The 14,411-nt window shown below is 29.1% G+C and carries 16 protein-coding genes, 1 pseudogene and 1 other annotated feature; of the genes and pseudogenes, 6 read left to right on the plus strand and 11 right to left on the minus strand.

Going from position 1 to position 14,411, the window contains the following annotated elements; all coding sequences use genetic code 11:
• Nucleotides 1-9: 9 nt before the first annotated feature.
• The 4 genes and pseudogenes from AGR56_RS08230 to AGR56_RS08245 form a co-directional block, all read right to left on the minus strand.
• Nucleotides 10-822 (minus strand): hypothetical protein, encoded by an 813-nt coding sequence (locus tag AGR56_RS08230; RefSeq protein WP_053241858.1) that lies wholly within the window; start codon nucleotides 820-822, stop codon nucleotides 10-12.
• Between the two features lies 1 nt (nucleotide 823).
• Nucleotides 824-1,665 (minus strand): annotated as a pseudogene (gene ispE, locus AGR56_RS08235) (4-(cytidine 5'-diphospho)-2-C-methyl-D-erythritol kinase).
• Between the two features lie 319 nt (nucleotides 1,666-1,984).
• On the minus strand, nucleotides 1,985-3,547 hold the full coding sequence (locus AGR56_RS08240; RefSeq protein WP_053241859.1) for an SPOCS domain-containing protein: 1,563 nt from the start codon (nucleotides 3,545-3,547) through the stop codon (nucleotides 1,985-1,987).
• A gap of 367 nt (nucleotides 3,548-3,914) precedes the next feature.
• Complete coding sequence (locus AGR56_RS08245) at nucleotides 3,915-4,151, minus strand: Veg family protein (protein ID WP_053241860.1); 237 nt, start codon at nucleotides 4,149-4,151, stop codon at nucleotides 3,915-3,917.
• A 353-nt stretch (nucleotides 4,152-4,504) separates the two neighbouring features.
• On the opposite strand from AGR56_RS08245, the gene AGR56_RS22695 reads away from it, so the two are divergent.
• A complete protein-coding gene (locus AGR56_RS22695; protein WP_278279592.1) occupies nucleotides 4,505-4,633 on the plus strand; it encodes a hypothetical protein in 129 nt (42 codons plus the stop codon).
• A gap of 59 nt (nucleotides 4,634-4,692) precedes the next feature.
• The gene (locus AGR56_RS21670) at nucleotides 4,693-4,956 is read left to right on the plus strand and encodes a GNAT family N-acetyltransferase (protein ID WP_242851548.1); all 264 of its coding nucleotides are present in this window, start codon (nucleotides 4,693-4,695) and stop codon (nucleotides 4,954-4,956) included.
• Nucleotides 4,957-5,096: 140 nt separating this feature from the next.
• On the opposite strand, the gene brnQ is transcribed toward AGR56_RS21670, so the two are convergent.
• The 4 genes from brnQ to AGR56_RS23360 form a co-directional block, all read right to left on the minus strand.
• Nucleotides 5,097-6,428 carry a branched-chain amino acid transport system II carrier protein gene (gene brnQ / locus AGR56_RS08255; protein ID WP_053241861.1) on the minus strand — a complete coding sequence of 444 codons (1,332 nt, stop codon included), beginning with the start codon at nucleotides 6,426-6,428 and terminating at the stop codon, nucleotides 5,097-5,099.
• Nucleotides 6,429-6,546: 118 nt separating this feature from the next.
• Nucleotides 6,547-6,829, minus strand: a binding site (T-box leader).
• Between the two features lie 60 nt (nucleotides 6,830-6,889).
• Nucleotides 6,890-7,294: a large-conductance mechanosensitive channel protein MscL gene (gene mscL / locus AGR56_RS08260; RefSeq protein ID WP_053241862.1), complete on the minus strand. Its 405-nt coding sequence runs from the start codon at nucleotides 7,292-7,294 to the stop codon at nucleotides 6,890-6,892.
• 90 nt (nucleotides 7,295-7,384) lie between these two features.
• Nucleotides 7,385-7,825: an HAD hydrolase family protein gene (locus tag AGR56_RS23355; RefSeq protein WP_347460523.1), complete on the minus strand. Its 441-nt coding sequence runs from the start codon at nucleotides 7,823-7,825 to the stop codon at nucleotides 7,385-7,387.
• Nucleotides 7,816-8,175, minus strand: a complete 360-nt coding sequence (locus tag AGR56_RS23360) for an HAD family hydrolase (protein ID WP_347460447.1) — start codon at nucleotides 8,173-8,175, stop codon at nucleotides 7,816-7,818. Before AGR56_RS23360 ends, AGR56_RS23355 begins: the two co-directional genes overlap by 10 nt.
• A 321-nt stretch (nucleotides 8,176-8,496) precedes the next feature.
• On the opposite strand from AGR56_RS23360, the gene AGR56_RS08270 reads away from it, so the two are divergent.
• The 4 genes from AGR56_RS08270 (at nucleotide 8,497) to AGR56_RS08285 (ending at nucleotide 11,031) form a co-directional block, all read left to right on the plus strand.
• Nucleotides 8,497-8,850, plus strand: a complete 354-nt coding sequence (locus AGR56_RS08270) for a hypothetical protein (protein ID WP_207642169.1) — start codon at nucleotides 8,497-8,499, stop codon at nucleotides 8,848-8,850.
• A gap of 44 nt (nucleotides 8,851-8,894) precedes the next feature.
• Nucleotides 8,895-9,467 carry a metalloregulator ArsR/SmtB family transcription factor gene (locus AGR56_RS08275; RefSeq protein WP_053241864.1) on the plus strand — a complete coding sequence of 191 codons (573 nt, stop codon included), beginning with the start codon at nucleotides 8,895-8,897 and terminating at the stop codon, nucleotides 9,465-9,467.
• A gap of 273 nt (nucleotides 9,468-9,740) precedes the next feature.
• Entirely contained in the window at nucleotides 9,741-10,649 is a 909-nt protein-coding gene (locus AGR56_RS08280) for an MFS transporter (protein WP_053241865.1), read from the plus strand.
• Between the two features lie 31 nt (nucleotides 10,650-10,680).
• Nucleotides 10,681-11,031: a hypothetical protein gene (locus AGR56_RS08285; RefSeq protein ID WP_157055710.1), complete on the plus strand. Its 351-nt coding sequence runs from the start codon at nucleotides 10,681-10,683 to the stop codon at nucleotides 11,029-11,031.
• A gap of 89 nt (nucleotides 11,032-11,120) precedes the next feature.
• Here AGR56_RS08285 and bioA read toward each other — a convergent pair whose 3' ends face one another.
• The 3 genes from bioA to AGR56_RS08300 all read right to left on the minus strand — a co-directional run bounded on the left by bioA (nucleotide 11,121) and on the right by AGR56_RS08300 (nucleotide 13,808).
• A complete protein-coding gene (gene bioA / locus AGR56_RS08290; RefSeq protein ID WP_053243299.1) occupies nucleotides 11,121-12,461 on the minus strand; it encodes an adenosylmethionine--8-amino-7-oxononanoate transaminase in 1,341 nt (446 codons plus the stop codon).
• A gap of 19 nt (nucleotides 12,462-12,480) precedes the next feature.
• Nucleotides 12,481-13,161: a dethiobiotin synthase gene (gene bioD / locus AGR56_RS08295; RefSeq protein ID WP_053241867.1), complete on the minus strand. Its 681-nt coding sequence runs from the start codon at nucleotides 13,159-13,161 to the stop codon at nucleotides 12,481-12,483.
• Between the two features lie 68 nt (nucleotides 13,162-13,229).
• Complete coding sequence (locus AGR56_RS08300; protein WP_053241868.1) at nucleotides 13,230-13,808, minus strand: biotin transporter BioY; 579 nt, start codon at nucleotides 13,806-13,808, stop codon at nucleotides 13,230-13,232.
• Nucleotides 13,809-14,411 lie beyond the last annotated feature (603 nt).

The raw sequence follows: 14,411 nt of genomic DNA on the forward strand, positions 1-14,411 counted from the left end.
TTTAAGCGACTAACTTTCCCACATTGCTGATATGAGTTCATTAAAATATTTTCTTGACTCACTTTTCACCGTCACCCTCACATTTAAAAATTTTTGAAAATCAAATTTATCAAAAGCTCCTCTAAGCTTTAAAGCAATGTAAGCTTTTCTAAATTCTATATTTTGACTTTCAGTGAGCTTTAAATTTTCATCTATACATGACATTACAGCTTTATCTTTTTCACTAAAAAACTGATTTTTAGTCATTGATGCTAAGTAACAATCTATAAAAAGCTTTATATTTCCCAAGTTTTTACTAATAATGTTTTTTATATAATCTCCGCTTATAAGCTTATTATCTGCTGTATCAGATACTATTTTAATAATAGCTATTTGATGATGATACATAAACTTCAATGCACTTTTAAAGAAAGCACTTCCCTCCATATCGCACAAATCACGTATATCTCCATGCTTCACAACCTTAGAGTGTGTTTCAAGATATGCCTCTTTAAATGGATGTTTTATTATTATATCTGGATAATATTCCTCACCACTATCCACATCCTTTATTTTATTTATGAAAAAAGCTTCTCCTTCACTTCTCTCATCGCTCCCGCATATTCCTACATTGATAAATATATCGCTCTTTTCATGGTTATTCTGTGATAAAATACACCCTACTGCACAAGCAGCATTAATCTTACCTGTACCGCTAATTATAAGTTTTATACCATCGCCTTCAAACTCTTGAAAACTAGATATGCTTGAAATTTTTTTAAGATGAAAATAAGAGATTATCCCTTCTGCCTCTTTATATAAACTGCATAAAAAATATACCATTTTAAATTGTCCTTGTAATAAACGTTTCTGGATAATTTTCTTTCATCTTTTCAAAACATCTTTGAGCACTTAAACTATCCTCAAAAAAAGCAAATACAGACGGTCCGCTTCCACTCATCATGCTCCTAACGCACCAAACTTAAGCATATCTTTCTTTATTCCATCAATAATCCCATATTTATTTATAGTAACCTCTTCAAGTACATTTGCCATTTTTGAACTTACTAATTTAAGATCATCATTCTTTACTGCATTCAATATTTTTTCAGTTTCAGGCTTTTTTACGCTGTTAAGATTGTCATATTCACTGTACACCCATTTAGTCGATACACCAAATTTAGGCTTAACAACTACCAATATTTTATTTTGAAATTTACTCATAGGAGTTATAATCTCTCCAATTCCTTCACATAATGCAGTACCTCCACTTACACAAAATGGAACATCTGCTCCTATTTTAACCCCAAGTTCTTCAAGCTCTTTATTACTTATATCTACATTAAATATTTTTCTCATAGCCTTCAGTACTGCCGCACCATCAGCACTTCCCCCACCAAGTCCAGCAGAAGTTGGTATATTCTTATAAATATTAATACTGACGCCTTCATTTATTCCATATGTTTTCATAAAAAGTTCTGCAGCCTTATATGCTATATTTTTGTTGTTAACAGGTATGTAACTTTTATTGCATTTTATTTTAATGCCTTTTTCTATCTTATTTATGTCTATAACATCGTATAAATCTATACTTTGCATTATCATTTCAAGAAGATGATACCCATTTTCCTTTATTCCTACAATATCAAGCAATATATTTATCTTTGCATAAGCCTTTATTTTCATGTTAATCCTCCTTATATACTGCTGCAATACCTTTTTATAGAGTTTCTAACTTAACTTTGTTTTTCCCTTTAGTACATTATACCATTTTATACATTCACGTAAATAATATTCATCTAAAAATTGCGAAGTAATAATGCTGAAGTAACGATTAAAAAAACTCTAATAAAGCGTGGTGGAAAAATCATAAAATACTAATAACATCCAATTCATTTGAGGGTAGCGAGTTATTGAAAGTAAACATACATGAGGCATGGGCTTACGTCCAAACCCCATGCTCATGTATGTTTATGTGGCGAAGCATTTTTACTTTGCAATATTTTTACATGACTGCCCTTCCTGGTATTAACAATTTTTCACCTTCTAAAACCTCATCTGTATTTTCCATGCTGTTAGCTTTTATAATATTTTCAACAGTTGTGCAATACCTTTTAGCTATCTTCCAAAGGGAATCCCCTTTTTGAACTACATATATAGTAATACTTGCCTTTTTTTCTGGAGTTACTCCTTCTACTGGAATTACATTTACTATAAAATCTTTATGTTCTGTGTAAAAAACTCTAGATTCTAATGAAATAACTGCTTTAACTAGTATTGTATTTGCCTCAACAGCAGCTTCAATATTTTCAATATACGCTTTTGAATTGCACATCATATCTATTTTAGAACCAGGTATATCAACACTACAGCTAAAAGGTATTTCCTCATTAAGTGCATAAACATATTTATCTGGATCGGACGTCCTATAAACAATAGATGAATTTACAACCCCTTCTAGTGCAACTTTGTCTTCAACCAGTTTTTGATCTGTAATATTAACGCTGCCATTGCACATTACAATTTCTGATGGCATTGGAGAATCCTCTTCAAGCTCTAAATTCTCTTTTACTATAGTTTCAGAAAGGCCACGCCCATAAACCATATTGACATCATAATTTTGTCTTTCCAGCTTTAAATTACTTTGAGGTGAATATGCATCATCTATTATGCTAGCATCTTCTTTTTTAATAAGTTCAACATCACATTTAACAAGTATGTCTGAATTTATTGTTCTTTTTTCTCCTAAATCGTCCTCCTTTAAATTAAATTCCGAAGCTGCAACTTCAAAATCAACATTATAATCCATAGAAGGATCCGCTTCTTCAATATTTTCTTCTCCTGTAACTATTATATCGTCACTTACAAAATTAATTTCTCTTGAGTCCTTATCCCTATATAAAACTCCTATATTTACAAATGCTTCAACTTGAACTTTACCCTCAAGTATTTTTATCTGTCTTTTATGAATATTCGTATCATACTTAAGCACTTCATCTATTTGTGCCTTATCCATCGGTATTGTAATAGCGGATTTACCCACCAAATCCATAGACGATTTGTTTATTAATTTATCTAGTTTACTCTGTTTTCTTAAAAATTGAATTTCTCCTGTACCTAAAACATCATTTACCATTTGTATTTTGCAAGGCTTCTCAATTTCCGCTGATACCTCAACAATACCTTCTACACTTATTTTTCTTTCATTTACAATATTACAATTCATGTGTTCTACGTAAGTATTAGAAAAGCATGTCATATCATGTTCAGAGCCTAGTATATCAACATAATTTGAAAATTTAGATGTATATTCAACTCCACATACTTGACTACTCTCATCTCCGACTCCTAAATAAAGCACATTGAATTTTATATTACCTTCAACATATACTTTATCCTGCATAATATCTGTATTTGTAACACTAGGCTTAGCATCAACCATAAGTATTTTTCTTACATCAGGCTGAGTATCAGGAATTATATATTCTTCTTTAACCACAGTATCTGATGTATTTTGTCCAATAACTTGATTATAATCTATATTTTCCTTCAAAAGTTCAATGCCCATAACTATCCCTCCTCCAAAATACCTAATATATGTATATAGATTGCAATCTAAAATTATGATAATTTTTTGTAATTATTATAGGTACTTGAATTCAACATATTATAATACATTTTTTTCCATTTTTATTTTTATTTTTTTTAAAAATTTGCTATTTTTGTATATAAATCAGATTAATTGACTTGACAATTATCCTAATTTAATATAATATTATAATTGGTTATTGACCATATAACCTCTCATAAATTCTCAATACCCTTTTATACCATAGTTGAAAGATGGACGTTAGCCATCTTTCTTTTTTGCTGATATTTATTAAATTCTTGTTTATATTACAAAAAAGCGATACTAATTTATAGTATCGCTTCAATTATGCTCCAAAAACTATTTGCACAGTCTTAGTTAATACATCTGAATAACTATATGTCACTGTCCTCTGGTCATCATTTTCTAATCTTACAACAAAAATGCTAGGGTATGTTTTTTCAATTACTCCACTATTAACGACAACTTTTTTTCTGCCGCCATTTGCTTTAAGCATCACCTTTTCGCCAATATGGTTCTCTATATCAGCTTTTATGGATGCCAAACCATTTCCTTTTAACATAATTAAAACACCCTCTTTCCATGTTAATAATTATAACTCAATATATAAATTTTGTCAACTAAACTTATTATTTTATCAGTGATTATAGAGGTTGTCAACATTAATTTTTTGTGAACATTTGTAAGCATGTATGAATTAATTCAATTACAACTAATAAATTCTTACTTTTATATGTATATATTAGCTTTAAATAACTTTTCTTCAATTTCGTCCTATATACATAAAAATCACTTAAATTATATGCAATTAATGATTAATTCTTTTAAACATAAATGAATTTTTTCAACTTTACCTCATTATATTCAAGGTGGTATAATTATTCATAATTTATATTTAATTTGGAGGTGCTCATAATGGAATATATAATACTCGAAACCAATAGCGACAATGCTGATTTTTCATATCTTACAAATTTGCTAGACAACGACCTGTCTTTAAGATATGGAGAAATGCAAAAAAGTATGATACATATAACAAGGTAAACTTTATAAACGATGTAGTAATCATCTATAAAGACTCTATTCCAGTTGCTTGCGGTGCTATTAAGGAATATAGCAGTGCTTCAGTGGAACTAAAACGCATATTCGTAAAAAAAGAATATAGAGGCAACGGACTAGCAAAACTATTGATACATAGGTTAGAAGAAATTTCAAAAAAAAGAAACTACAAATACTTAATACTTCAAACAGGTTCAAAACAGTTAGAAGCAGTAAGCTTATATAAAAAATTGAATTATAAAATTACAGACAACTATCCTCCCTACATAGGTGACTCTAATAGTATATGTATGGAAAAATCACTATAATACTTATCCTTTATATTATTCCAAAAAACATTTAAAATAATTCATAATATTTTTATTTAAGAATATTATGAATTATTTTAAATTGTTACTTTATAATATAAATTTTAATCAAAAACCCCTTATGATAATATAATTAAATCTTATGCTTCATTTTGTACCGTCATTTTCTGCCTTGAAAGAGAAACAATGTACCCAACAATCATCCCAAATGCTGCTGGAACTATCCATCCCATACCTTTTGAGTAAAGAGGTATGTAATTAAATGTATTTGTGATAGAAGCTATTTTTAGTACTGCTCCATTAAGCGAATCTATAATACTAAATACTGATGTAAACAACATGCCTAAAGCATAGACATATTTGGACCCGTTAAATAAATTGTTGAGCAAAAACATGATCATAAGTATAATTGCCATAGGATATATTGCATTTAATATTGGAACTGATATTGACAAAATTTTTGTAAGACCTACATTCGAAAAAATAAGGCTCGAAGCTGATAATATAAAAACCCAAGTTTTATATTTAATTTTAGTAGTCAATGTAGCAAAATATTCACTACATGATGTTACAAGACCAACAGCAGTGGTTAAACATGCCAATGAAAATATAATTCCAAGTATCACTGCACCATAATCACCAAATAGAAAATTTGAAACAGCAGTTAAAATTTCCCCTCCATTTTGAGCATTTAATGATATCCCCCTACTTGATGCTCCAACATAAGCAAGCATTGCATAGATAATAATAAGGAAAGCTCCTGCAATTAGTCCAGCTTTACTAGAATATGATATGAGCGATTTTTCATTCTTAATGCCCATTAATTTTAATGTAGAAGCGATAACTATTCCAAAATTTAAAGCTGCAATGGCATCCATTGTCATATATCCTTCTGAAAAACCTTTAAAAAACGGAAATAATGCATAGTCTCCTTTAGGTGCAGCAAAACTACCTATTGGTTTAATTAAACTGCAAACAAATACACCTGCAATCAAAATAAGCAATATAGGTGTTAGCACCTTTCCAAGACGATCTACAAGTTTAGTTGGATTAAGACTAAGCCAAAATGCAATTCCAAAATAAACTAATGTGTATAGGAAAAGCGGTAATGGGCTTACACCAGCCCTCTTAGATAAAAAAGGTGCCAATGCCATTTGATATGCTAAGCTTCCTGTTCTTGGTATACCCAAAAAAGGTCCTATTGAAAGATAAATTAAAATTGTAAAAACAATAGCAAAAACAGGATGCACATGGCTTGCAAGAGCATTTAGCCCTTTTGACTTAGCTACAATTACAACTGCTAAAACTGGAAGTCCAACTGCAGAAATAATAAATCCACTAAATGCTATTACAACATACTTTCCAGACTGCTGCCCTAAAAATGGTGGAAATATTAAATTTCCAGCACCAAAAAACATACAGAACAACATAAGCCCAACGAAAAACAAATTCTTTTTAGATAATTCCTTCATCTTTTTTCCTCCAATTAATAAAAATTTTGAATATTAAAAATATTGCAAATATATTTAATAGTAAATTTGCTCCCAGAGCAGTAAAATTATATATAAATACAAAAAACCCGCCCCCAAATAAAGGGACGAGTTATAATCGCGTTACCACCCTGATTCCATGAATCACTAAACATCTATGATTCATGACAGCTCAATACGTACATCATGATACGTTCTCCTTTTAACGGTAGAGTTCCGTTAAAGCTTACTAAAAACTTCAGCTTTACTTCTCCGGGATGATTTTCAGCTAGAATCTGAACATTAACTTTCACCAAATGTTAACTCTCTTATATTTCCTTGATTTAATAATTAAGGCATTTAGAACAGATATATAACTTACTTTTTTCCTTCATCAAATTTATTTACAATATACATATTTTATATCACAATATTTATTTCATGTCAAATACTTGTACTAATTTTTAATCTCTATTTTTTAGTATGTCCCTGATTTCTTTCATAACTAATACTTCTTCCGATTGAATTTTCACTTCTTTTTCTGAACTTTTATCTTCATTTTGCACCTTAAATCTATTTATTAATTTAACAAACAAAAATATAGAAAAAGATATTATTAAAAAGTTAATTATGTTTTGAATAAAACTTCCATAGTTAATTGTAATAGCTGGTACATTTCCATGTTTCTCTTTTATAACAGCTTTTAGATATGTAAAATTTATTCCGCCAGTTAAAACACCCATTAATGGCATTACTATATCATTTACAAGTGAAGTAACTATTTTGCTAAAAGCATTTCCAATAATGACTCCAACAGCTAAATCTATTATATTTCCTTTTACTGCAAACTCTTTAAATTCCTTTATCATATAAATGCACTCTCCATTACCAATAGTTTCACTGTAGTTTTTCCATTATCGCCATTAATAATTCAAAGAAAAGATTACGCATTAATTAAATCAAATAATATTGTAATATGCTAAAGCGTGTTCAATACCATCATTCATTATATCTTTTGTAACAAAAGACACTAAATCAAATAATATAGAAGTACTATTTCCCATAGCAATGCTATTTGGCACATACTCAAGCATTGGCAAATCGTTAGTACTATCCCCAATTGCATAACAATCTTCTAGAGGAATATTGAAATAATCTTGTAAAAATTTAATTCCAGTTGCTTTTGAATATCCTTTAATAACTATTTCTCCAAAATTTCCTCCTCTATCAATATAATCAAAGTCTTTTGTAATAAATGAATAAAAGTCTTCAAAATCACTGTTTTCATTCTTCCAAATAACAAATTTATCGAAAACAATATCAGGCTCATCCCAAGATTTTACTATGTTAGCTCCTCGTTTTTGGAATCTACTTTTTAATCTAGCTAATTCTACAAATATTTCCTTAGTTTCATCAAAAAAAGCGCCGTCTGAGCCTCTAAAAGTGCCTGAATATTACATTGACGAAGCTTTTTTACAATTTCAACACACTTTTCATGAGAAATAGATTTTTTCAAAAGTTGCTGCCCATTAAGATAGATGCATGTTCCACATCCACAAATATATCCGTCGAATCCAATTTCACGAACTTCTTTTGTAACATTAAATAATGTTCTACCTGTATTTATAAAAACTAAATGCCCATTTTCACGTGCTTTTCTTATAGCCGTTATTGTTGTCTTAGGAATCACATGAGTATCTTCATCAATTATGGTTCCATCAATATCAAAAAAAATCATTTTTCTATTCACTTTAATTTTTCTCCACCCTTCTTTTGTAAAGCCATCTTTTTTCACCAATATAAATTATATAGTGAACCTAGCTCAACTACAACTATATGTCAAATATCAAATACAAAAATAAGCATTGACTATTAAACTTTGTTAAAATAGAATAAGGTTAGATGAATTTCTAATATAAAATTCAAAATATATATTGAGGTGTATCATATGGATAACACAAATAAAAGAATGAGACAAAATACTCGATTTATTATAAATCCGTGTTTAGAATTTGCTTGTGCAATTAGGTGGATTGGTGAAGAACACAAATTGCTTAGTTACGCTAAAGAAATGAATTATAAGATTGAACCTAAAGATGAGCAGTTAATAAATAAAATTAAAGCTAATATGTCTAGATATGTAAAACAAGAGCTGGAATATTTCTATAATATTGCACCAATTTGTACATATCCAGTTGCCTTCATAGCGGATAATCAAGAAATACAAACAGTAGATGAACTACTTAAAAAAATGGAACAGGCAGACTTAACAGTCGTTTTCAAATACTTAGGCGGTATTTTTATTTATGAATATGCTCAAGGTCTTAATGAAGAATGGTCAAAAGTTATCGATAGTCTTGACAAAATGTATAACTATATTGAAAAAACAGTTATTTGTACAAATGAAAAAAGCAACAACTTTTAGAATGTTTTAGAAATCCTGAAGAAACAAAACTAAGATTATGTTTTATGTTCAAACAATTTTACGAAAAAGCTTATGCTCCTTTTGAAAAAGAAATTTTAGATATGCTAGCAATAGAAAAAGAAAAATATACATCCATATTTAATGCCAATCCAGAAATTTTTTATAAAAATTATATATTAGATTTTTCTAAAAAAACTAAAGGCATATGGAATTTTAAAATTGATATTCATGTAAGCATACTATATCAGATACAATTTTGGGTTTTAAATCTCCATGATTATATAAAAAATCGAGGAATCATAATACTAGGAGCAAGAAATGACAAGTATAATAATAACCTATTAATAAAAGATGAAGTTGAAAAATTTTTAAAAGTTTTAGCAGATAAAAGAAGAGTTGATATTATCAAATTGCTAGCAGAAAAAATTTGCTATGGCTATGAAATTGCAAATATATTAAAGCTTACACCTGCCACAGTAAATTATCATATGACTTTTATTATGGATGCCGGGTTAATTACGTTAGAACGTGAAAATAACAAAGTATTATATAAGCTTGATAAAGAAAAGGTTAAGCTGTTATTTAGGCAAGCTGAAAGAATTATACTTAAAGAGTAAATTTATTGATTCATTGCATAACATCTAAACTGAGCAGATGCTCAAGTTAAAAGGATTTTGAGACCTCCATTTGTAAAAATTGAGGTCTTTTAATTTTCTATTAATATCTCCTTACTAAGAAATATATATTGACTATTAAAAAATATTAAAATATAATGATATTAGATAAAATTCTAACGTATAATATTTATATAAATATAACGTTAAATGTCATATAATATTCAAATGTTATAGCCTTAATTTTAGTTACCTTTAGAAAGGAGATATCAATTAATGTGTGAGGATAATACCAATGAATTTGCACAAAAACCCAAAAATATTTTTTATAACAAAAATTTTTTACTTTTATTTATAGGAAGAATGGTTTCTGACATGGGCGATGCTATATTTAATGTAGCTGTAGGCTGGTATATTTTAAGTATTACTCAATCTGGTATTCAAATGTCTATATATATGGCAACTGGCACAATCGTTTATATGATAGCAGGACCTTTTGGTGGAGTGATTGCAGATAGATTTAACCGTCAGCACATGATAATTTGGACGGATTTGCTTAGGGCAATATTGCTTACTATAGTTTCAGCATTACTTTTTATGAATATTTCATCAATATTAATTTTCTATTTATCCGCATCTCTTCTCAGTATATTCGGTGCATTTTTTGTACCTGCTTCTAATGCTATTATTCCTAAAATAGTTAGAAAAGATCAACTATCCAAAGCAAATTCCACTACAAGTCTTTCAAGCAGCATTTCAAATTTAATTGGAGTTTCAGCAGCTGGAATGCTTTATGCCATTATTGGAATAAAAGGAATTTCTTTAGTAAATGCTTTATCTTTTTTTATCTGCGCTGTACTTATGATACTTATTAAAACTGTTAAAGAAAGCTTCCCTAAAAATAACATTATAGATAAGAATTTTAGAAAACACATTTTTATTGAAATGAAAGAGGGATTTTTATATCTTAAAAATATCAAGTCAATATTTTTACTAATTTGTTTTTTTGCATTAAATAATTTAATAACTATTCCAATGTTTACAGTCTACATTCCATATATTTTTAATGTAATTTTAAAAGCCAGCGTAAGCAGCTATGCTATGTTTCAAGTTGCTATGACTTTAGGTTCAATGGGAGGAGCATTATTATTTGGAATTCTTCCTCAGCAAAAAAAAGTTCTATAGTACATTTAAAATAATTTTCTTTGCCGGAAGTATGCTTTTTCTTTGTGCATCAGCATTCTTTTATTTTTATACAACAGGCTTTATTACAAAATCAATACTAATAGGTACATTTATTTTTCTAGGATTCTTCGGAGGAATAATATTTACAACAATTAACATTCCACTCAATGTTGTTGTGCAAAAATCAATTTCAAATGAATTTTTAGGAAGAGTTAGCTCATTAGTGAGTACAATTTCTATGATAGCAATGCCTATTGGAATGATCATAGGAGGAGGCACAGCTGATTTAATTCCAATGAAATATTTAGTATTTTCCATTGGAATAATATATTTAATCACTGCAATAGTATTTACAAAAATCAAAATTCTTCGTGAAGTATAATGACACTATTCATAATGTATATAAGGATTTGGGATATCCTTCCCTACACTTGCCTCTAGTTTGAAGTCCTCCTATGCCCTTAAATCCTGTTACAATATTATTTCTTCTATAGATTGTTTGCATAATGCAACTGCCTTATTTATTTCCTCCTCGTTAATAGTTAATGGAGGATTAAAATATAAAACATTACAAATTGGCCTTAATATAAGCCCCTTTTTTAAAGCGATTTTATAAACTTCATAACCCATTCTGAGCTTTTGATCATAGCCTTGTTTTGTCTTTTTATCCGTTACAAGCTCCATTGCATTAATAAGCCCAATATTTCTTATTTCACCTATATGTGGATTTTCTAATAGAGCATTCTTTAATTTATCATTTAAATACTTTGCCCTTACCTTTGCTTTTTCTAAAATATTTTGTTCTCTTAAAACTTTTTGAACTGCTAAAGCCGCTGAACATCCAAGTGGATTTCCACTATAGGTATGGCTATGCATAAATGCTTTTCCATTATTATAATCATCATAAAATGCACTATAAATTTCATCTGTTGTAATAGTTATTGACATAGGCATATATCCGCCTGTTAAGCCTTTTGACACACACATTATATCAGGACTTACACCTGCATGTTCAAAAGCAAACATTTTGCCTGTTCTTCCAAAGCCAGTAGCAATTTCATCTGCAATGAGAATAACATTGTATTCATCACATAGTTTTCTTAATTTTTTCAAATATAGTGGAGGATATATTTTCATACCTGCACTTCCTTGAAGTAGTGGCTCAACAATTATTGCACAAAGCTCATCACCATGCTCTTCAAAAGTCTTTTGTGCATGCTCAAAGCATTCTACATTGCAGCAATCTCTAGTTTTTTCATATGGACATCTATAACAATCTGGAGCCTCTACATGAATTGTATCCATAAGCATAGGCTTATATATTTTTGCATATAAATCAATACTTCCAACAGACAATGCACCAATAGTTTCCCCATGATAACCTTCTGTAAGACATGCAAATTTCTGCTTTTTCTTGTTTCCTGTTTGATATTGATACTGGAAACTCATTTTTAAAGCACATTCAACAGATGCAGAACCATTGTCTGCAAAATTAAATTTTTTAAGACCTTTTGGAATAACCTTAATTAACTCCTCACAAAGTTTTATTGCTGGTTCATGTGAAAAATTAGCAAAAATAACATGTTCCAATTTATCAAGCTGCTCCTTAATGCACTGGTTTATTGCTGAGTTACAGTGTCCAAGTAAATTACACCACCAAGAACTTACTATATCTATATATTCTTTGCCATCTTTATCGTATAAATAAACACCCTTGCCATGATCAATTATAATAGGCCTCAATTTTTCATAATCCTTCATCTGTGAGCATGGATGCCATATATATTTTAAATCTTCTTCAACTAAGTTCATATTTAGTACCCTTTCTTTTTTACTCATATACTTTAAGTAATTCATTTATATCAATATTTAATTTCTTATCACCTTTTTTTACTAAGGCTATTATTGGAACTTCAGTAATTTCTTCTATCATCTTTTTATTATCTTCATGCAAAAAATCACCATCACTGTAATGATTTAAAATTATTCCCTTTACCTTTATATTTCTTCTCTTTAAATACTCAACAGTAAGAACTACATTGTTAATTGTTCCAAGACCTGCATCTGCAATAACTAAGGTTGAAAGATCTAATTTCTTTATTATATCTTCAAGCATGATTTTTTTATCATCATATCTGATAGGACATACTATTCCGCCACTTCCTTCCATAGTTACATAATCATATTTTACTGCAGCATTATTAAAAGCTTCTATAACCTTTTCCATTTCAACAGGATGTCCTTCTATTTGAGACGCTAAATGTGGTGACACTGCTTCTTTATAAACATAGGACACAAGGTTATCCATAGTCTCATTAATATTAGCAGTTTTATTTACATAATAGGCATCACCTGGTATAAGTCCATTTTCTGTCACTTCTGCTCCACTTAATGCTGCTTTATAATACCCTGCATTGTAACCTTCATCTCTTAATTTTTTTACTATAAGCGCCGTCACAAAAGTTTTTCCCACATCTGTTCCTGTTGCTGTAATAAAGATATTCTTATTCATTTCAAATCTTCACCTCATATCCTAATTCTTTAAGTGTTTTCATAACTTTCCTTTTGATTTTAAAAATTTTATTCCAAATGTTTAATTACTGGATTAAGACGTTTATAAAGAAACGCACTTATTATACAAAGTGAAATATCTCCTGGAACTGCTAAAACAAAACAATATAAAAATAGTGGCCATAAACCTAGTGGAGTGTTAATTACGAAATTGCAAATTACATAATAATAAATCATACCTAAACTATAAACTATAACTAATCCTACAAAATTAGCTGCTAAAATTGTTTTATATGTTGGGTTATGTACTTTATTTGCAATTTTTCCTGTAACATAGGTTGCAACAAGAAATCCAATTATATAGCCAAAAGTTGGCTTAAATATGTAACCTAGTCCACCTCCATCAGTAAATACAGGTACTCCTATAAATCCAATTAAAATATAAATAAATACACTTAAAGTACCTAGTCTAGGTCCAAGCAAAAGTCCTGCTAACATAGTAAATAAAAACTGAAGAGTAAATGGCAATACAGGTATTGGAATCCTAATAAACGTCCCCGCTATAATAAGTGCTGTAAATATTGAACATAAAATCATTTGCTTTGTTGTTATTTTGCTTTGAATTACACTTGTTTGTTTGCTTTGCATTATTTTTCCTCCCCTTTTTTAATTTAATATATACTTTTCTTTCACTATTGTCAACTTCATTTTATAATTTAGTTTACAATAAATTTTTAAAGCAATACACCTGCAATAGAAAATGTTACAGGCATTCTTTTCCTCTAATCTGGTGCAATAACAGCATCCGTGTTGTCATGATTAAAGTAGTAAATGTAATTATATAACTTACATAATTTGAAGATTGTCAAGTAGCACCAGCTAAACTCAGCATCATAAGCTTAATACTTTACTAATATTCCCAGCAAACATTTTGGTATCATATATCCACGATTACCATATTTCAAACTAAAAAAAGAGCATATAAATCCATTAACTAAGAAGTGGATTTTTTTGCTCTTTTAAAAACTACTTTTTTGATTGTTCTTATATTTATTAGAATGAATTGCTACAAAATCTTTAATGCTTGTCTTATTTTTTATATTTAATTTATGTTTTATAAATAGCAATGAAACCTATAGATGTCACTTCCAAAGCTGTAGCACAAATCATAGCTACAAATACAAATTTTATCACTCATGAGTATCACCTTCTGCTTGTGTCAAGATTGCCTAATGACTTTCTTTTGGTTTT

The sequence above is a fragment of the Clostridium sp. DMHC 10 genome (assembly GCF_001270375.1).
Lineage (GTDB): Bacteria > Bacillota > Clostridia > Clostridiales > Clostridiaceae > Clostridium_S > Clostridium_S guangxiense.